Origin of the sequence: Mesorhizobium sp. WSM4312, assembly GCF_002294875.1 — a bacterium.
GTDB lineage: Bacteria > Pseudomonadota > Alphaproteobacteria > Rhizobiales > Rhizobiaceae > Mesorhizobium.
This window is the reverse complement of the sequence record NZ_NSFU01000006.1, coordinates 244,663-263,343: the sequence shown is the minus strand read 5'-3', so window position 1 is coordinate 263,343 and position 18,681 is coordinate 244,663. Positions and strand designations below refer to the sequence as shown.

At 63.0% G+C, this 18,681-nt stretch carries 19 protein-coding genes and 1 tRNA gene; 15 read left to right on the top strand and 5 right to left on the bottom strand.

Annotated features, from left to right (window positions below; genetic code table 11):
* Positions 1-108: 108 nt before the first annotated feature.
* Positions 109-969, top strand: coding sequence for an MBL fold metallo-hydrolase (locus tag CK228_RS12000; protein WP_245438012.1), 861 nt, complete (start codon positions 109-111; stop codon positions 967-969).
* A gap of 85 nt (positions 970-1,054) precedes the next feature.
* Here the strand turns inward: CK228_RS12000 and rpoH are convergent, their stop codons facing one another.
* The gene (rpoH, locus tag CK228_RS11995; protein ID WP_095772137.1) at positions 1,055-1,966 is read right to left on the bottom strand and encodes an RNA polymerase sigma factor RpoH; all 912 of its coding nucleotides are present in this window, start codon (positions 1,964-1,966) and stop codon (positions 1,055-1,057) included.
* Between the two features lie 212 nt (positions 1,967-2,178).
* A complete protein-coding gene (locus CK228_RS11990; RefSeq protein ID WP_095788053.1) occupies positions 2,179-3,234 on the bottom strand; it encodes an RluA family pseudouridine synthase in 1,056 nt (351 codons plus the stop codon).
* A 25-nt stretch (positions 3,235-3,259) separates the two neighbouring features.
* On the opposite strand from CK228_RS11990, the gene CK228_RS11985 reads away from it, so the two are divergent.
* The 3 genes from CK228_RS11985 to CK228_RS11975 all read left to right on the top strand — a co-directional run bounded on the left by CK228_RS11985 (position 3,260) and on the right by CK228_RS11975 (position 4,247).
* Entirely contained in the window at positions 3,260-3,643 is a 384-nt protein-coding gene (locus tag CK228_RS11985; RefSeq protein ID WP_095772138.1) for a fimbrial protein, read from the top strand.
* A gap of 30 nt (positions 3,644-3,673) precedes the next feature.
* Positions 3,674-4,081 carry a VOC family protein gene (locus CK228_RS11980; protein WP_095772139.1) on the top strand — a complete coding sequence of 136 codons (408 nt, stop codon included), beginning with the start codon at positions 3,674-3,676 and terminating at the stop codon, positions 4,079-4,081.
* A 91-nt stretch (positions 4,082-4,172) separates the two neighbouring features.
* A tRNA-Glu gene (locus CK228_RS11975) sits at positions 4,173-4,247 on the top strand.
* A gap of 38 nt (positions 4,248-4,285) precedes the next feature.
* Here the strand turns inward: CK228_RS11975 and CK228_RS11970 are convergent.
* On the bottom strand, positions 4,286-4,657 hold the full coding sequence (locus CK228_RS11970) for a hypothetical protein (protein WP_095787979.1): 372 nt from the start codon (positions 4,655-4,657) through the stop codon (positions 4,286-4,288).
* A gap of 655 nt (positions 4,658-5,312) precedes the next feature.
* On the opposite strand from CK228_RS11970, the gene CK228_RS11960 reads away from it, so the two are divergent.
* The 4 genes from CK228_RS11960 (at position 5,313) to CK228_RS11945 (ending at position 8,219) form a co-directional block, all read left to right on the top strand.
* Positions 5,313-5,702 (top strand): hypothetical protein, encoded by a 390-nt coding sequence (locus tag CK228_RS11960; protein ID WP_210202252.1) that lies wholly within the window; start codon positions 5,313-5,315, stop codon positions 5,700-5,702.
* 400 nt (positions 5,703-6,102) lie between these two features.
* Positions 6,103-6,684 carry a VOC family protein gene (locus tag CK228_RS11955; RefSeq protein ID WP_095787978.1) on the top strand — a complete coding sequence of 194 codons (582 nt, stop codon included), beginning with the start codon at positions 6,103-6,105 and terminating at the stop codon, positions 6,682-6,684.
* Between the two features lie 29 nt (positions 6,685-6,713).
* On the top strand, positions 6,714-7,589 hold the full coding sequence (locus tag CK228_RS11950; RefSeq protein WP_095772142.1) for a glutathione S-transferase family protein: 876 nt from the start codon (positions 6,714-6,716) through the stop codon (positions 7,587-7,589).
* 258 nt (positions 7,590-7,847) lie between these two features.
* Positions 7,848-8,219 (top strand): hypothetical protein, encoded by a 372-nt coding sequence (locus CK228_RS11945; RefSeq protein WP_095772143.1) that lies wholly within the window; start codon positions 7,848-7,850, stop codon positions 8,217-8,219.
* A 26-nt stretch (positions 8,220-8,245) separates the two neighbouring features.
* Here the strand turns inward: CK228_RS11945 and CK228_RS11940 are convergent, their stop codons facing one another.
* Entirely contained in the window at positions 8,246-8,461 is a 216-nt protein-coding gene (locus CK228_RS11940; RefSeq protein ID WP_095787977.1) for a hypothetical protein, read from the bottom strand.
* Positions 8,462-8,691: 230 nt separating this feature from the next.
* On the opposite strand from CK228_RS11940, the gene CK228_RS11930 reads away from it, so the two are divergent.
* Positions 8,692-8,928, top strand: a complete 237-nt coding sequence (locus CK228_RS11930; protein ID WP_095772144.1) for a hypothetical protein — start codon at positions 8,692-8,694, stop codon at positions 8,926-8,928.
* A 29-nt stretch (positions 8,929-8,957) separates the two neighbouring features.
* Here the strand turns inward: CK228_RS11930 and CK228_RS11925 are convergent, their stop codons facing one another.
* Positions 8,958-9,311: a hypothetical protein gene (locus tag CK228_RS11925; RefSeq protein ID WP_245318089.1), complete on the bottom strand. Its 354-nt coding sequence runs from the start codon at positions 9,309-9,311 to the stop codon at positions 8,958-8,960.
* A 182-nt stretch (positions 9,312-9,493) separates the two neighbouring features.
* Here CK228_RS11925 and CK228_RS11920 point away from each other — a divergent pair, with 182 nt between their 5' ends.
* From CK228_RS11920 to phoU, 6 genes are all read left to right on the top strand, one after another.
* The gene (locus tag CK228_RS11920; RefSeq protein WP_095787975.1) at positions 9,494-13,663 is read left to right on the top strand and encodes a PAS domain-containing protein; all 4,170 of its coding nucleotides are present in this window, start codon (positions 9,494-9,496) and stop codon (positions 13,661-13,663) included.
* Between the two features lie 516 nt (positions 13,664-14,179).
* Positions 14,180-15,235, top strand: coding sequence for a phosphate ABC transporter substrate-binding protein PstS (gene pstS, locus CK228_RS11915; protein ID WP_095772147.1), 1,056 nt, complete (start codon positions 14,180-14,182; stop codon positions 15,233-15,235).
* A 66-nt stretch (positions 15,236-15,301) separates the two neighbouring features.
* Positions 15,302-16,285, top strand: a complete 984-nt coding sequence (pstC, locus tag CK228_RS11910; RefSeq protein WP_095772148.1) for a phosphate ABC transporter permease subunit PstC — start codon at positions 15,302-15,304, stop codon at positions 16,283-16,285.
* Between the two features lie 3 nt (positions 16,286-16,288).
* Positions 16,289-17,140, top strand: a complete 852-nt coding sequence (gene pstA, locus CK228_RS11905) for a phosphate ABC transporter permease PstA (protein ID WP_095787974.1) — start codon at positions 16,289-16,291, stop codon at positions 17,138-17,140.
* The gene (pstB, locus tag CK228_RS11900; protein ID WP_095787973.1) at positions 17,137-17,940 is read left to right on the top strand and encodes a phosphate ABC transporter ATP-binding protein PstB; all 804 of its coding nucleotides are present in this window, start codon (positions 17,137-17,139) and stop codon (positions 17,938-17,940) included. The genes pstA and pstB overlap by 4 nt, the downstream gene beginning before the upstream one ends.
* Positions 17,941-17,965: 25 nt before the next feature.
* A complete protein-coding gene (phoU, locus tag CK228_RS11895) occupies positions 17,966-18,673 on the top strand; it encodes a phosphate signaling complex protein PhoU (RefSeq protein ID WP_010911897.1) in 708 nt (235 codons plus the stop codon).
* Positions 18,674-18,681 lie beyond the last annotated feature (8 nt).

Here is an 18,681-nt window from a genome sequence, read left to right as displayed (position 1 = left end):
AGTCATGCTTGACTGGCTCGCCTGGGTGGACAACCATGCTCTTGTTGGAGCTTGGCGGAGAAAATCGTTCCTGCTGGCTGGGTTGGGGAGTTCGGGTTGGACTTGGCTTTGGCAAAACCTGAGGTCAGGGGCTTTTACGACAAGCCGACCGGGGCCATTCAGTATGTCGTCACCGATCCGGCGACAAGGCGATGCGCCATCATCGACCCGATCCTCGACTTCGATGAGAAATCCGGCGCGACGGGAACGAAGAGCGCGGATGCCCTGCTCGATTTCGTCGGGGAGAACGGGCTGGAGATCGAGTGGATCCTCGATACCCACCCGCATGCCGACCATTTCTCGGCAGCGCATTATCTGAAACGGAAGACCGGTGCGCAGACCGCGATCGGCAACAGGATCGTCGACGTCCAGAACCTGTGGAAGGCGATCTACAACTGGCCGGATTTTCCCGCCGACGGTTCGCAGTGGGACAGGTTGTTCAGGGAAGGCGAGACCTTCCTGGTTGGAACAGTCCCGGTCAAGGTGCTGTTCTCACCCGGACATACGCTGGCCTCGATCACCTATGTGATCGGCAACGCCGCCTTCGTGCACGACACGCTGTTCATGCCCGACAGCGGCACGGCGCGAGCAGATTTCCCCGGCGGCAGTGCCGCGCGGCTGTGGCGCTCGATCCAGGACATACTGGCGCTGCCCGATGAGACGCGCGTCTTCGTCGGCCATGACTATCAGGCCGGTGGCCGCGAGCCCTTGTGGGAGAGCACGGTTGGCCAGCAGAAGGCCAGCAATATCCATCTCGTTGCCGCGCGCAGCGAAGCCGAATTCGTGGCGCTGCGCGAGGCTCGCGACAAGACATTGCCGATGCCACGGCTGATCCTGCACGCGCTGCAGGTCAACATGAATGGCGGCCGGCTGCCGGAACCGGAAGCCAATGGCCGGCGGTATCTGAAATTTCCGCTGGATGCGCTTTGAGGCGATCGTGACACCGGCCGAGGTTCACGAAAAAGGCGGCGCCAGTTTCCTGACGCCGCCTTGATGTTTTGTCGCCGAAGCTGGCTTAAGCCGCCGGCTGTGCCTCGATGGTGCGCAGCGCCTGGGTCTGGCGCTTGGCGGCGGCCTTGACCGCATCCTGCACCTTCTCGAAGGCGCGCACCTCGATCTGACGCACGCGCTCGCGGCTGATGTCGAACTCGGCCGACAGCTCTTCCAGCGTCAGCGGCTCCTCGGCGAGGCGACGGGCCTCGAAGATGCGCCGCTCGCGCTCGTTGAGCACGGCAAGAGCGCCTGACAGCATGCCGCGCCGGTTTTCCAGCTCGTCCTGCTCGATCAGCATCTCTTCCTGGCTTTCGTGGTCATCGACCAGCCAGTCCTGCCATTCGCCGGATTCGCCTTCCGTCGCCCGGATCGGCGCGTTGAGCGAAGCGTCGCCCGACAGGCGGCGGTTCATCGACACCACCTCTGCCTCGGTAACGTTCAGCCGCGTCGCGATCTCGGTGATCTGGTCGGGCTTGAGGTCGCCGTCATCCAGCGCCTGGATCTTGCCCTTCACCTTGCGCAGGTTGAAGAACAGACGCTTCTGGTTGGCGGTCGTGCCCATCTTGACCAGGCTCCACGAGCGCAGGATGTACTCCTGGATCGAGGCCTTGATCCACCACATGGCGTAGGTCGCCAGGCGGAAACCGCGCTCGGGTTCGAATTTCTTGACGGCCTGCATCAGGCCGACATTGCCTTCCGAGATCACCTCGCCGATCGGCAGGCCATAGCCGCGATAGCCCATGGCGATCTTGGCGACGAGCCGCAAATGGCTGGTGACGAGCTTGTGCGCGGCGGACGTGTCTTCATGCTCGGCATAACGCTTGGCGAGCATGTACTCTTCCTGCGGCTGAAGCATGGGAAAGCGGCGGATTTCTTCCAGGTAGCGGCTGAGGCCGCCTTCGCCGGAAACAATGCTAGGTAGTGACTGGGCCATGATAGCGCCCCCTCTCTATTGGAGTGATGCCCCCGAAACGCGGCGGGCATGTGACGCGAACACCAAAAGGCTCGCTCGCGACATAAAGGTCTTATACAGGAACAAAACCAGAAACGACAGGCATTTGTTCAACACGAAACAGTGTGTCACGCTGAAGTGAACAATGCCAGTCAAGTTTTTTGATGGTCGATTTCGAGCTTGTTGATGGCGGGTCAGAGATGGCGAAAGCCGCCGACGAGTTCCTCCATGTCCCTCGGTATCGGCGCCTCGAACCTCATCGTCAGATGGGTATCGGGATGGCGAAATGCAAGGAGCCAGGCATGCAAAGCCTGCCGGGAAAATGCCCTGACCTGACTTTTCAGGGGTTCCGGCAGCCGGTTGGCCTTGGTGCGGAAGGCCTGGCCGTAGTCGGGGTCGCCGATGACCGGGTGGCCGATATGGGCCATATGGACACGGATCTGGTGGGTCCGGCCGGTTTCCAGCCGGCATTCGACCAGGCTGGCGGTGGCGAATTCCTGCTGTCTTTCGCCGAAACGCTCCTGAACGGCAAAGTGGGTGACGGCGTGGCGGGCATCGTCGCGGCCTTCCGGCACCACGGCGCGGCGCACCCGGTCGGCGGCGCGGCCAAGCGGCGCATCGACCGTTCCGGTCGGCCGCTGCGGTATGCCCCAGACCAACGCCAGATAGGCGCGTTCGAGATCGCCGGTCCGGCCGTGATCGGCGAAGGCTTCCGACAGCGCCTTATGGGCGCGGTCGGTCTTGGCCACCACCATGACGCCGCTGGTCTCCTTGTCGAGGCGGTGGACGATTCCCGGCCGGCGCACCCCGCCAATGCCCGACAGGCTGTCACCGCAATGATGGATCAACGCGTTGACCAGCGTGCCGGTCCAGTTGCCGGCGCCGGGATGCACGACCAGTCCCGCCGGCTTGTTGATGACGATCAGCGCGTCGTCCTCATAAAGCACGTCGAGCGCGATGGCCTCGCCCTGCGGCGCGGCCGGCTCCGGTTCCGGCACGGCGACCGACACGCGTTCGCCCGCGATCATCCTGCGCTTGGTCTCGTCGGCCGGCTCGCCGTCGACGCTGACGGCGCCTTGCCTGATCAGCATCTGCACGCGGCTGCGCGACATGTCAGGGCCGAGGCTGGCCGCCAGCCACTGGTCGAGGCGCTGGCCGGCCGCATCCGCGCCCACCACCAGCACCGTCGGCTCGGCCGCGATGAATCGATCCTCTATCAATTCGGGGGCCTGTTCGTTATGAGCGCTCATCGAAAACCGTTCCGGAATATTTGCCATGGCCCGGCCCGATGCCGACGAAGATCAGGAAAAGCCGCTCGACCCCGAGGTCGAAAAGATGCGTGGCAAACTCGTCCGCTTCATGGCCATCAATCTCGGCCTGCTGTTGCTGGCTCTTATGGTGGTGATCGCGGCGATTGTCTACAAAGCCCGCAAGGCACCGCCGGCAAACCCGCCGCTGGCCGGTGACATCCAGGTACCGGCCGGCGAACCGCTCAGCGGCGACATCGTGCTGCCGGTCGGGGCGAAAGTGGTCAGCCAGTCGCTGTCCGGCAATCGCGTCTCAATCGACGCCGAGCTTGCCGACGGCGGCCGTGCGATCTTCGTCTATGATATCGCCGAGCGCCGCCTGATCGGGCAGTTCGCAATTCGCAACAAATGACCGGCAGCAACCAATGAATGGACCTCTGGCATGACAGGCTCCGCCGGACATCGTCGCGTCGCGACCGTGGCGCTGATCGTCGCCAATTATGACGAGGCGATCGCCTGGTATGTCGGGCGGCTGGGTTTCCTGCTCCTCGAGGATGTCGATCTCGGCGGCGGCAAGCGCTGGGTTACGGTCGCGCCGGCCAACGGGCAGGGCGCCCGGCTGCTGCTGGCCGAGGCCGCGGATGAGGCGCAAAGGCAAAGCATTGGCAACCAGACAGGCGGCCGGGTCTTCCTGTTCCTCGAAACCGACGACTTTGCGCGCGACCATGCGGCGATGCTGGAAAAGGGTGTCGAATTCCGCGAGGCGCCGCGTTTCGAACCCTATGGCACGGTCGCGGTTTTCGCCGATCTGCACGGCAATCTCTGGGACCTGATCGAGCCGAAACGCTAGGCTTGCGGCCAGCTTTTCTTGGATGTGGTAAAGCAGGCCAAACCCCAGTTGCTTTTTCCCAGCCATCAGCCTATATCGCCGGTTCTTGAGCGCGCCCATCGTCTAGCGGTCAGGACACCGCCCTCTCACGGCGGGAACAGGGGTTCGATTCCCCTTGGGCGTACCAAGAGACTCAATGATTTAGCTGAATATGGATCAAGACCGTCAAGTAACGGTCAAATATGCTGTCTGGTCGATACCGCTCAGGGGTTGCCCAGGTGGGAACTGCGGGTGGCGGCTAGCGGCCGGCGTCCCCTTCGCCGTAACGGCGCGATGGATTTCCTCGGTCAGGCTGTTGTTGACCTCGACGAGCCGGTGCACCTCATCCTGGATTTTCAAGAGCGCTTCGGCATCCTTGTAGGTCTGCGGCGCCTGCTTGTCTGAGGCGGCGACCGAAGCCTTTTGGCCAACCATGATTACCGACAGCAGCACCAGCCGCAAAAATGCCTGCGCGATCCAGGCGATCAGCGTCGCTACTCCGACCTGGATGGCAGCCGGCAAGCTGATGAGGGCGATCCCCGCAAAGACATAGCTCATGCCCGTGAGGTGAGGTCCGACCTTCTCGCGGCTGATACTGGAAACACAAGTCGGCCACGCGCCTAACCTGGCGCTTAAGCCGGCCGACGGTGAAGCGGGCAGATGCCCAATGGACTACCTCTAATAGTACCTGTGGTGATGGTGGTGGTAATAGTGCCTATGGTGATAGTAGTGTCTATGGTGGTAATAGTACCGTTGCGGGTAGTAGTAGTAGCGGTGGTAGTACCTGTGGTGGTATCGGTAGTATGGGCGATATGGCTCGTAGTACGGGTCATCGTAGTACGGACCGCTATAGCGATAGGGGAAAGGGAACCCTCCGAAACCACCATAATAGCCGCCAAAGGGCGAGAAGAGGAACTGCGCCTGGGTCGGAGAAGCGACGGCTGCTGTGGTAGCAAACGCGAGCACGGATACGAGTATCAGCTTCCTCACGGTTACCTCCATCGGTTCGATCGTAAATAACGCGAACGCCGGTCGAATCGTTCCTTTCCTTATGCTCAGTAGGTTCCAGGTGAAATCGCCTCCATCACGTCGCTCACCTTGCGCGAGGAAGGCACAGGGATGATGATGACAGCCCGCAGCGCTTCCCCGGTCGTATCGATCGAACAAGACCTGGGCCGACTTCCAAGGGCCTGTCAAAATAGATTTTGCCTCCATGATCGACACACCCAAGCGTCAGGATCCCGATGAGACCAACGAGCCGGGTTTCCAGGCGACCGAGGCGCGCAGAGTTCCCTTGCCGGTCGGCTACCGACAGGGTGTGATCTCCGCCATCACCGTATTGCTCGGGTTTTCGCTTCTTTTCCTGCGCTATTGGAATTTCGAAGCTGATGGCGGATGGACGACGGCCTCGATCCTGGCGACGCTCCTGCTCGCCCTGGCCATCGTCCTCCAACTCGTCGCATTGTGGCGTTCGCTGCTCCCGCGCGACGACGACGAGCCGGTCTATCAGGTCACGCTGCGCTGGTTCCTCGCCTCGATCATCGCTCTCCTTGCGGGCGTGCTGCTTGCCGGGCTGACCGCTTCGCACGTCTTCAATCCTTGATCGGGGCTCATTCCGGGCTGCTCGACCATCGGCTTTTGCGCCGCAAGGTCGTGCAGGCGAATGCACGGAAAAGCCCCGCCGACCGGGAGTCAAGCGGGGCCCTTGGAGTAGCCGCAAAAGGGGACTGGCTTCGGACTACTCATAGATCCGTAGGATCATTTTTCAATGTAGTCCTCAAGATGAGATGCCGCATCGGCCGAATAGATGAAGGAAACAGCCTTATCCAAATTTCAAGGCGATATCGCCGTCCTGCAACGATGGGACCTGCGGCTTCTGGCGCGGCGGGGCCGATTGCATTAGCATCACGTCATGGATTTCGAGGGCACGGCTCAGGCGGCGCGCAGAACGCCTGGTGCCAGGCAGATCCTGACGACCAATCGATGCCGCGGGGAGAAGGCCAATGCAGAAACTGCAAGCACAAGGCGTCCACCACATCACCCTTGTCGGCGCCGGGCGCCAGACCTCGATCGATTTCTGGGAAGGCGTGCTCGGCATGCCTTTCGTCTTCGAGCAGCCCAACCTCGACAAGGCCAGCGAGAGCCATCTCTATTTCGATCCGGGCGACGGCCGGCTGATCACCATCTTCACCGATGAAAGCCGCGTGCCGCTGAGGCGGCGCACGCCGACCGATCCGGGCTGCGTCCACCACATCGCGTTCGCGGTGTCGCGGGTCACCTTCCTGCAGGCGGTCGCCCGGCTCGACGAGCGCGGCATCAAGCACAGCGGCGTCAAGGATCGCGGCTTCATGGATTCGATCTATTTCGAGGATCCGCTTGGCCTTTTGATCGAACTCGCGTCCTACCGCTTCGAACCGCCGGCGGGTTTCACTCATGCCGATGTGCTGATGCAGGCGCACAGGCTGCGTGTCGGGCGCGGCGACTACAATATCGCCGAGGTGCATCTTGCGGACGCGATCCAGGCGCTTGTCGAGAGCTCCCGCGCGACCTTGTCGGATGACCGGGCGCCGAAGAATCCATACTGACGGCCAACGAAACAAAGGGAGGACAAAAAATGGCAAAGACAGTGACCAAGAGTGCTGGGAAATCGGCTGCCAAGGCAAAGGCAAAAGCGAAGCCGGCGGTGAAGGCAGCCGCAAAGGCTGCGCCGAAGGTGGCCGCGAAAGCCGCGGCAAAACCGGCGGCGCAAAAGTCGGCGGCCAAGACCGCCAAGGCCAAGTTGGCGAAAAAGCCGGCGTTGAAGCTCAGCATGCTGAAGCCGAGCGTCAACAACATGACGGTGCGGGTGTTTGCTCGCGCGGCCGGCTTCGACGCCGCCGAGACCGACGCCTGGGGCCACACGCGTTCGCCCGAATATCTGGCGCGCAATCCGGCGCATCTGACGCCGATGATCGAGGACAAGGGGTTGCCCAGGGGCGTGCTCTGGGAAAGCTGCGCCATCATGCAGTATCTCGCCAACAAGCACGGGCTGGAGAAATTCTATCCCAAGGCGCCGGCCAGACGGGCGATGATCGACAGCGCCATGTTCTATCTGATCGGCACGCTCTACCCCTATGTGGCCCGCGCCACCTATCCGGCGCTGGGTTTCCCGCAATATGCCGGCGAGGTCGGCCACAGCGATGCCCATCCCGACAAGAAGTCGGAAGCGCAGAAGGCCGCGATGGCGGCGATCGCTGAGCCGCTGGAGGTCTTCCACAGCTTCTTCAGGGACGGCAAGCCGTTCATCGGCGGTACGAACCCGTCGATCGCCGACATAAGGCTGGCGGCGACTCTCGAATTCCTGGCGGTCATCGACTACCCGCTGCCCAAATGGGCGCAGGAGTACATGGCGGCCATCGAGAAGAAGCTCGGCAAGGCCTATGCCGAGCCGGCCGGCGACGTGCGCGGCTATATCGCCTATGTGCGGTCGCAGGCGAAGGCTTCAGCTTAAGGATTCGTTAACCAAAGCCCTGTCTACTGGCGGGAATTCACCGCGCGACCACGGATGTACTGGCGCATTATCGGTGGAAGGAAAGGTCGGCTCCGTGCCGGCCTTTTTTGCTTTTTCGGACCCCATGCCGGGACCTCGCGCGGCGATGATAGGGCCGCGCCGGAACGTCAACTTTTCGCGTCGGGATATTGTCATCGCCGACGTTGCCTCTAACATCCCGTTGAGCGGATCCGGCTTGGAATAAGATGAGGGCTTGCGATGAAATGCGTGGCGGCAATGCTGACGATCGCCGGTGGAATGCTGGCTGGGACGCTCCTGCCTGCACAAGCAGCAGTGCTCAACACAATGGATGATGTCGGGGACGCGATCCAGGCATGCTGGACGCCGCCGGCGGACGCGGGTAATTCCACAGTAACCCTGAGTTTCAGCTTCAAGCGCGACGGCTCGCTGATCGGTCCGCCGCGGCCGACCGCCGCCAAGGTGACCGGCGATGACAAGGCGCGAAAAGCGTTCATCGACGCGGCCATCGCCGCCGTCAAGAATTGCACGCCTCTGAGTTTTTCACCGGCTTTGGCGCAAGGCATTGGTGGCAACGTCTTCACGTTGCAACTGGTTTCCCCAAAGAAATAGCGGCTGGCGCGGCCGCAGCCAATTGCTCAGTGGCTCGGGCGCCGTGCCTTGGCGTGCCGCGCCAGATCCGGGGTCTCGAAGACATAGTCGCTCCAGGCCGATTCCGGGATGTGCCCGGCCAGATAGCACTCAAGCAACAGGTTTTCCTCGGGATTGAGCGGTCGTGGCGCGCGCTCGTGGTCCAGCCCGAGAGAATGAAGAAGGTCTCTTGTCAGTTCCGATACCGTGAAGTGGATCGACATCTGCGTTCTCCCTATGCCTTGAACGCGGCAGTCAGGCAAAGGTTCAGCGTCAAGCTTCGGTAACATCGGATTGATCGTTCGCTCGGGCAGCCCACGGCCCGGCAATTCCGATAGTCGCCGGCCCGGGACAGGCGCTGCAGCGCGCCGTCATGATGAAGCCGGCTATGGGGCCCGTCTGGAACGGAGGGGCGCTCACGGCGTTGTGATCGACATCAGCCGGGAGAAAAGCCATGGCCACGTTCAGGGAAATGCGGGTTCTGGAGATCGTCGAAGACGGCTCCCTGACCCATGACGAGAAGGTCGCCGAACTGCGTAAGATCGAATCCGAGGCGCGCGGCCTGCAACGGGCCGCGTCGGAGAGTTCCATGGGTGATGATGACGGCTGGCAGGACGATTTGCGCCAGGTTCGCCTTGCGCTCGACAAGCTTGGCGCGAAGCAACCGAAGAAGGGCGCGGCATCGCTGTAAGGCTGCGGGGAACTCTCCCCGAATTGCGCCTATTCGCAAACCATGCGAACGCGCTCGCCTGGTGCGCTCACGTTCCTGCATGCCAGTTGTTTTTCCGGGCCCGACGGCGGGGGAGGCGGCGGTGAATATCGCGTCTGATGCCGTCTGTGCCCGGCAGGTTTCGAAACCTTGCGTTCGGCAAATTGTCCGGGCGGCTGTGGCGGCACCGGAAAGGCGCCGTTGTCGGCCGGCGGCGTGTAGTCGACATTGGGTGGCGGCCGGTCCCAGAAGCGCCTGGCGTCGAGCGGCCGCGGGATGATGACCGTGCCGTCATAGCTGCGCGCACAGCCACTGCCGAAAAGCAGCGCCACGCCCAGCAAGAAAGGCCCTATCCGTCGATACATTAGCAACACCCCTGCGCGGCTTATAACGCGGCCTCGGGCCGCCCGACAACCGGACGGAATAACGCAGGAAGAGCGTGCCGGTTGCGCCGTTAAGGTTAGCGGATCGTTAATGCTTCTCGGGCACATTCCGCCGACGAACCGCGGAGGGAGGGTTCGGCCTTGATTTTCGGGGTGGGGACAGGATGGCGGAAGCGGACGAAGTCGGCGCGCGCGGCAAGCGTGGGCCCGAAAAGCCGGTGCATCGCGGCGACGCGCCGCCACGCGCGGACATGGATTCGCCCGACGCGCTTCGCCAACTGCTCGATGCAGGCTCGGACTGGGTCTGGGAGACCGATGCCGAACTGCGGTTCTCCTGGCTTTCACCCACCTACCAGGCGGCCACCGGCATCGATCCGGCTGATGTGCTGGGTCGGTTCCGCTTCGATTTCCTCAACCAGGTCCTGAAGGGTAACCACAGCGCGACGGCGCATCTGGAGGACCTGCAGGCGCGCCGGCCGTTCCGCGACTTCGTCTATGAACTGAAGGGAGGCGGCGCCGCCTGCCGCTGGGTGCTGACGTCAGGCTTCCCACGGTTCGACAACGAAGGAAAATTTGCCGGCTACCGCGGCATAGGCCGCAACGTCACCGCATTGGCCGGCGCCTTCGAGACCATGGAGCAAAACCGGTCGTCGGGCAGCGATCCAGACCGGCATCTTGCCGACCTCGAACGGACGATGGACGCCATGCACATGGGCGTCGTGCTGCTCGATGGCAAGCTCGACACGCTGATCGTCAACAAGGCCTATCGCGACCTGTCCAGCATTCCGGACGGGGTTGTAACCGTTGGCGCTCCCTTCAGCCAGTTGATGGAACTCAACCGCCGCAACGGCATCTATGGCGATATCGACGAACAGCAGTGGCAGCGCTACCTCGCCGGCCGTATCGAGGAGATTCGCGCCGGCTCCGTCGCGCCTCGCGAATTTGTCCATGCCGGCGGCAGGACGATGATGTTCTCGGTGACGGCGCTGTCCGGCGGCAAGCGGCTCTTGACCTACTATGAGGTTACCGAACTCAAGCGTCGCGACGCCGAGATCGAAGGCGCCAACGCCAAAATCGCCGAGACCCTCGTCAATCTCCGCACCATGGTCGATGAGATGCCGATCGGTGTTCTCGTGCTGGATGCCGATATGCGCGCCGAAGTCATCAATCGCGCCTTCTACGACTTCTGGAGGATCGATCCAGGCCGCGCCGGGATCGGCTCGGCCTTTCGCGAACTCATGGAAGCCAGCCGCGCCATTGACCCTTACGGCGCCGATGACGCTGCCTGGCAACGTCATACCGCCGAGCGCGAAGCCGAAATCAGGGCCGGCGTCGCCGGCTCCAGACAATTGCCGCACAATGACGGGCGCACGCTTGTCGCGTCGCTGGCACCGCTGCCCGGCGGCAAGCGGCTCATCTCCTATGTCGACGTCACCGACATGAAGGGGCGTGAGACCGAGGCACAGGAGGCGCGCAAGTACCTAGCCAGCGTGCTGGAATCGCTGCCGGCCGGCGTCATCATCTACGACCGCGACGACAAGTTCGTCTTCGCCAACCGCAAACTGCAGGACACGCTGCCGGCGCTGAAGCCCTTCTGGCAGCCTGGCTGCAGCTTCCGCGAGGCGCTGGAATTCGGCCAGTCGGTCGGCTATTTCCGCTCGAGCGGCGATGCCGGGATCGACAGGCTGTACGGGGTCGAACCCGAACGCTGGCTCGACAGCATACTGGCCCGCTACCACCTGCCGAATTCTTCCTACGAGCGCCTCAATGCCGATGGGCGCTGGTACCAGGTCTACGACATGCGCACCGATGACGGGACGTTCATCGGCGTGCGCGTCGACATCACCGACATCAAGAGCCGCGAGGCGGCGCTGCGCGACTCGATGCGCCAGATCGATCTCTTCCGCCACGTGATGGACGAGTTGCCGGTGGCCGCCTTCATCAAGGCGCAGGACCTGAGCATCGAATTCGTCAACAAGGCTTGGTGCGCGCTGACCGGCATCGCCAAGGAAGACGTCATCGGCCGGACCGACCGTGAGCTGTTCGGCACACAAGACGCGGAAGGCTACAGCCATGACGACACCCAGGTCGTCGTAACCGGCCAGGGCCTCGAGGTCGAAGAACCTGTCACCCATAGCGACGGCACGGTGCGGCAGTTGATGACGCGCAAGAGCCGCCTGGTGGCGACAGACGGATCGGTGCATCTGGTCGGCTCCAGCACCGATATCACCGACGTCAAGGCGCGCGAGAAGGCTCTGGAAGAGAGCATGCGCGAGAACGAGGTGTTCCGCAGCCTGATCGACAATGTACCGGTGTCGATCTACGCCAAGCGCTCCGATCTCAGGCAGTTCTATGTCAACAAGGGCTGGTGCGATCTGACCGGTCTCAGCAGGGAAGATGCGATCGGCAAGACCGACATCGAGATTTTCGGGGAGGACGGCGAGGCTTTCGTGGCCGGCGATCTCGGCGTGCTGCGCACCGGCGACACCCAGGAGGTCGAGGAGACGGTGCGGCTTGCCGACGGCAGCGTCAGGCATCAGTTCGCGCGCAAGGGCGCGATGATCGCGTCGGACGGTTCGCTCTACCTGATCGGATCGACCACCGACATCACAGAACTGAAAATGCGCGAGGCGGAGCTCAGCGAGGCGCGCCAGCGTGCCGTGCTCGCCGACCGCGCCAAGTCGGAATTCCTCGCCAATATGAGCCATGAGATCCGCACGCCGATGAACGGTGTGCTGGGCATGGCTGAACTCCTGGCCAAATCCAATCTCGATCCCAAGCAGAAAACGTTCACCGACATCATCGTCAAGTCGGGCAACGCGCTGTTGACGATCATCAACGACATCCTGGATTTCTCCAAGATCGATGCCGGCCAGATGGTGCTCGATCCGGCGCCCTTCAACCTTGCCGAGGCGATCGAGGACGTGGCGACGCTGGTGTCGACACGCGCCAAGGAAAAGGATCTCGAACTCATCGTGCGTGTCGAGCCGAGGCTCGAAAGCCTGTTCATCGGCGATGTCGGCCGCATCCGGCAGATCGTCACCAATCTGGTCGGCAATGCGGTGAAATTCACCGACGAAGGCCATGTGCTGGTCGACGTGACCGGTGAGAGGGTTCCGACCGGAACCAGGCTGACGATCTCGGTCACCGACACCGGGATCGGCATCCCCGAGGAAAAACTGAAGCTGGTGTTCGAAAAATTCAGCCAGGTCGACACCTCCTCGACACGGCGGCACGAGGGCACCGGGCTTGGCCTTGCCATCACCTCACGGCTGGTCGAACTGATGGGCGGCACCATCGGCGTCGAGAGCGCCGAGGGAAAGGGCTCGACCTTCTGGTTCACCGTGACGCTGCCCAGGGCCGGACAGAGCGGGCAGCGCATCATGCCGGTGGATGTGACGGGCGCACGCGTGCTGATCGTCGACGACAATGCCGTCAACCGGGCCATCCTGACCGAGCAGATGACCTCGTGGACGTTCGATTCCTGCGCGGCCGAAAGCGGCGCGGAGGGCCTCAAGGTGCTGATCGCGGCCGCCGCCTATGGCGTGCGTGTGGATTGCGTCGTGCTCGACTACCAGATGCCCGAGATGAGCGGCGCCGAAATGGCGCGTGTCGTGCGCAGCACCGAAGGCCTAGCCGACACGCCCATCATCATGCTGACCTCGGTCGACCAGTCGCTTGCCAACACCAGCTACCGCGATCTCGGCATCGACGCCCAGCTGATCAAGCCGGCGCGCTCCTCGGTGCTTCTGGAGACGCTGGTGGCGACTATCCAGCGTCATCGCCACGCCACGGACAGCCAGGCCGTCCAGCCGCTCGCAGCCGAAAGGCCCAATGCTCCCCAGCCGCCGCCGCTGGCGCTGTCCGAACAACGCGCGCAATTGCAGCCGCCGCCGGTTCGGCCTCGGCTGCCCGTCACTGGCGGTGATGGACACAGGCTGGATATACTGGTGGCCGAGGACAATGAGGTGAACCAGATGGTCTTCACCCAGATCCTTGGCGAGACCGGCCATGGTTTCGAGATCGTCGGCAATGGCCGCAAGGCGCTCGAGGCTTTCGGCAAGCTCAATCCATGCATGATCCTGATGGATGTCTCGATGCCGGAGATGAGCGGGCTCGAAGCGACCGCCGCGATCCGCCGGCTGGAGCAGGAAACCGGCACGCATGTGCCGATCATCGGCGTGACCGCGCATGCGCTCAAGGGCGATCGCGAACGCTGCCTGGAGGCGGGCATGGACGACTATCTGCCCAAGCCGATCAGCCCCAGGGCCCTGCTGGACAAAGTCGAGCGCTGGCTCGGCGCCGGCCGCCAGGTCCAGCGCAACGCGGGATAGCCCGGCGTCGCCCGGTTCCAAGGATCCGAATCAATCGCGGATGATGCTGCTACCCCTGCGTGCAATGCCTATGGTGCGATCGCACCATACCAAAGCCGGCGCCGAGCCGGGACAATGGCAAAATCGAATTCCGCCCTTGCAGTTACGGGCGGGAGCAGCGACCGCCGGCAACAAACAGCGTCAACCTACCCCAACGGACCTGTTTTTGGCGATGGCCCGGCCATGACACGCTCTGGCCTTGAGCAACGCGCTCCCGTCCGGATTTTCTTCATCCGAGAAAGCCCCGTCGAATCCGGCGGCGGCTCCGGCCGGTGGATGGCTCAAGTCCCTGATTCCGGGCGCAAACCCGGATCAGGCCACGGCCATCCGACGCGACCGCCTTTTGCACAGCCGGCGACGCGTTACCGGGCTGACACGAAACTGTCATGCGACTGTAATAATCCAAGGCTATTGGCCTCAGCGGGCGCTGGTTTGGAATGGCGCCGAGAGACCATCTTCCGAACAGGAGCAGGCCACATGAGACATTTCATCCGCTCGGCGGCCGTTGCGATCGCAATGGCTACAGCGTCTACCTTCACCCTTTCCGCAGCCATCGCAGCTGATCTTTCCGGCGCTGGCTCGACCTTCATCTATCCGGTGTTCGCCAAGTGGGCCGACACCTACAAGAAGGACACCGGCATCGGCCTCAACTATCAGTCGATCGGTTCGGGCGGCGGCATCAAGCAGGTCATCGCCAAGACCGTGACCTTCGGCGCCACCGACAAGCCGATGTCCGACGCCGATCTGGAAAAGAACGGCCTCGTGCAGTTCCCGATGGTGATGGGCGGCATCGTGCCGATCATCAACCTGACCGGCGTCAAGCCGGGCGAACTCGTCCTCGACGGCAAGACGCTCGCCCAGATCTATCTCGGCGCCATCACCACCTGGGACGATGCCGCGATCAAGGCGCTGAACCCCGGTCTCACCCTGCCGTCGACCGCGATCGCCGTCGTGCATCGTTCGGACGGCTCGGGCACCACCTTCAACTTCACCAACTATCTGGTGAAGCTCTCGCCCGACTGGAAGGACAAGGTCGGTTCGGACTCCGCCGTCGAATGGCCGACGGGCGTCGGCGCCAAGGGCAGCGAAGGCGTTGCCAACACCGTCAAGCAGACGGACGGCGGCATCGGCTACGTCGAATACGCCTATGCCAAGCAGAACAACCTGTCCTACTCCAAGATGCTGAACGCAGCCGGCAAGGTCGTCGAGCCGTCGCTCGAATCCTTCGGCGCTGCCGCTTCGAATGCCGACTTCAAGGGCGCCAAGAACTTCAACGTCATCATCACCAACGAGCCCGGCGACACCACCTGGCCGATCGCTGCCTCGACCTGGGTCCTGATCCACAAGGCTCCGGATGATGCCGCTGCCACCGGCGAAGCCCTGAAGTTCTTTGCATGGGCCTACAAGGACGGCAAGGAAACCGCCAAGGCGCTCGACTACGTCTCGATCCCCGACAGCGTCGTCGACCTGGTCAAGGCTTCGTGGAAGGCCGACATCCAGGCCGGCGGCAAGCCCGTCTACGTTGGCGAGTAACATCCTTCAAAGGAGCGCCGCGCCCGCGGCGCTCCTTTTCCTTCAACCGAAAGAGCCGAGCTTGACATGAGCGCTGTCCAGGAAGCCTTGCCAGCCGTTAGAAGTTCGCGCGATGCCACCGTTCGACGGTTCGCACTGACCGACGCAATCTTCCACGCGACAACCCGCGCCGCCGCGATATTGGTGCTGGTCCTGCTCGGCGGCGTTGCGATCTCGCTGTTTGCCGGTTCCTGGCAAGCCCTGTCGACCTTCGGCTTTTCCTTCCTGACCAGCGAAAGCTGGAACCCGGTGACGGAGAAGTTCGGCGCCCTGGCACCGATCTACGGCACCATCATCACCTCGGCCATCGCCATCCTGATCGCCGTGCCGCTCGGCATCGGCATTGCCATCTTCCTCACCGAGCTTTGCCCACGCCCGCTGCGGCGTCCGATCGGCATGGCGGTTGAACTGCTGGCGGGCATCCCTTCGATCATCTACGGCATCTGGGGCCTGTTCGTGCTGGCGCCGTTTCTGCAGACGACGGTGCAGCCCTTCATCATCAGCGTGTTCCACGGCATTCCGGGCCTCAACAGCCTGTTCGCAGGCCCTCCTTACGGCATCGGCCTGCTGACCTCGGCGATGATCCTGGCCATCATGATTCTGCCTTTCATCACCTCGATCACCAAGGACGTCTTCGATACGGTGCCGTCGGTGCTGAAGGAATCGGCCTATGGCATCGGCTGCACGACCTGGGAGGTCACGCGCCGGGTCGTCATTCCCTACACCCGCATCGGCATCATGGGCGGCGTCATGCTCGCCCTCGGCCGCGCCCTCGGTGAAACGATGGCGGTGACCTTCGTCATCGGCAACGCGCACCGCATCTCGACGTCGCTGTTTGCGCCGGCAACGACCATCTCGGCGACCATCGCCAACGAATTCACCGAAGCGGTCGGCGACCTCTACACTTCCTCGCTGGTCGCGCTCGGCCTCATCCTGTTCGTTATCACCTTCCTGATCCTTGCCATCGCCCGCTACATGCTGATGCGCATCGACGCCCGCACGGGAGCCTGACCGATGTCGACAGCCGCATCGCTTCACCAGAGCCGCAAGCGCAAGAATGGCGTGATGATGGCGCTGTGCGTCATCGCCGCCGGCATCGGCCTTGCCTGGCTGGCGCTGATCCTTGGCGCCTTGCTCTACAAGGGCCTGGCCGGCGTCTCCCTCTCGGTCTTCACGGAAATGACGCCGCCGCCCGGCGACGCCGGCGGCCTGCTCAACGCCATCTACGGCAGCATCGTGATGACCATCATCGGCATCATCGTCGGCACGCCGATCGGCGTGCTGGCCGGCACCTATATGGCCGAATATGGTCGCTTCTCGAAGCTCACCACGGTGGTGCGCTTCATCAACGACATCCTTCTGTCGGCGCCGTCGATCATCATCGGCCTGTTCGTCTATGAGCTGATGGTGCGGCCGATGGGGCATTTCTCGGCGATCGCCGGTGCCGTGGCACTCGCCATCCTGGTCATCCCCGTCGTCGTGCGCACCACCGAGGACATGCTCAACCTGGTGCCCAACGCCTTGCGCGAAGCCGGCACCGCGATCGGCGCGCCGCGCTGGGTGGTCATCCGCTCGGTTGCCTATCGTGCCGCGCTTTCGGGCATCGTCACCGGCATATTGCTGGCCATCGCCCGCATCTCCGGCGAAACCGCACCGCTTCTTTTCACGGCGCTGAACAACCAGTTCTGGTCGAGCAATCTCAACGCGCCGATGGCCAGCCTGCCTGTCACCATCTTCCAGTTCGCTCTCAGCCCCTATGAGGAATGGCAGCAGCTGGCCTGGACCGGTGCACTCATAATCACATTGACGGTTCTCGCGCTCAGCATCTTTGCGCGCAGCCTGACCGGACGCAGAGAGGACAAATGAGCCAGATGTTGTCTCCAGACATGACGGTCGCCGCCGAGGCGGTGACCAAGGCCAAGATCGAGGTCAAGAACCTCAATTTCTACTACGGCCAGTCGAAGGCGCTGAAGGACATCACGCTGTCGCTGCCCGAGCGCAGCGTCACCGCCTTCATCGGCCCGTCGGGTTGCGGAAAGTCGACGCTGCTGCGCGTCTTCAACCGCATCTACGAGCTTTACCCCAAGCAGACCGCCGAGGGCCAGGTGCTGCTCGACGGCCAGAACGTTCTCGACCGCTCGCAGGACCTCAACCTGCTGCGCACCAAGATCGGCATGGTGTTCCAGAAGCCGACGCCGTTCCCGATGTCGATCTACGAGAACATCGCTTTCGGCGTCAGGCTCTACGAGAAGATCAGCAAGGCCGAGATGGACGGCCGCGTCGAGCAGGCGCTCAAGCGCGCGGCACTGTGGACCGAGGTCAAGGACAAGCTCAATGCCAGCGGCCTCAGCCTGTCGGGCGGCCAGCAGCAGCGGCTGTGCATCGCCCGCACCGTGGCGGTGAAGCCAGAAGTCATCCTGCTCGACGAGCCTGCCTCGGCGCTCGACCCGCTGTCGACCGCCAAGATCGAGGAGCTGATCGACGAACTGCAGGCCGACTACACGATCGTCATCGTCACCCACAACATGCAGCAGGCGGCGCGCGTCTCGAAGCAGACCGCCTTCATGTATCTGGGCGAACTGGTCGAATTCGACCGCACCGAGAAGATCTTCACGTCGCCCCGCGAGAAGCGCACGCAAGACTACATAACCGGCCGCTTCGGCTGATCGCACGCATACGAGGACCAGGATCATGGCCGAACACACAGTCGCAGCCTTCGACGAGGATCTCGGACAGATCAGCAGGCTGATCAGCGACATGGGCGATCTCGCCGGCTCGATGGTCGGCGGCGCCACCAAGGCGCTGCTGAACTCCGACAATGCGCTCGCCCAGCGCGTCGTCTCCGACGACGCCATCATGGATGCGCGCCAGCGCGAACTCGACGACCGCGCCATCACGCTGATTGCCAAGCGCCAGCCGATGGCCGATGATCTGCGCCATGTCGTCGGCTCGATCCGCATGGCCGGCGACCTCGAACGCATTGGCGACCTTGCCAAGAACATCGCCAAGCGCGTCGGCACTGTCGGCCTCAGCGCCACGCCGCGCGACCTCTCGCATTCCATCGACGCCATGGCGCAGCTGGTGCTGATCCAGGTGCAGGGCGTCATCGAGGAGTATGCGGCGCGCGATGCCGCGGCACTGGCGAAGCTGCGCGCCGACGATGAGCGCATCGACGTCAAATACACCTCCGTCTTCCGCGAACTGCTGACCTATATGATGGAAGATCCGCGCAACATCACGGCTTGCACGCATCTGTTGTTCTGCGCCAAGAATCTCGAACGCATCGGCGACCACGTGACCAACATCGCCGAGAATGCGTACTATGTCCTGACCGGCACGCAGCTGCCCGCCAACCGTCCAAAACAGGACGAGACGGCGATGTCGGCGCCGGCGGCCTGAGCGCAGGG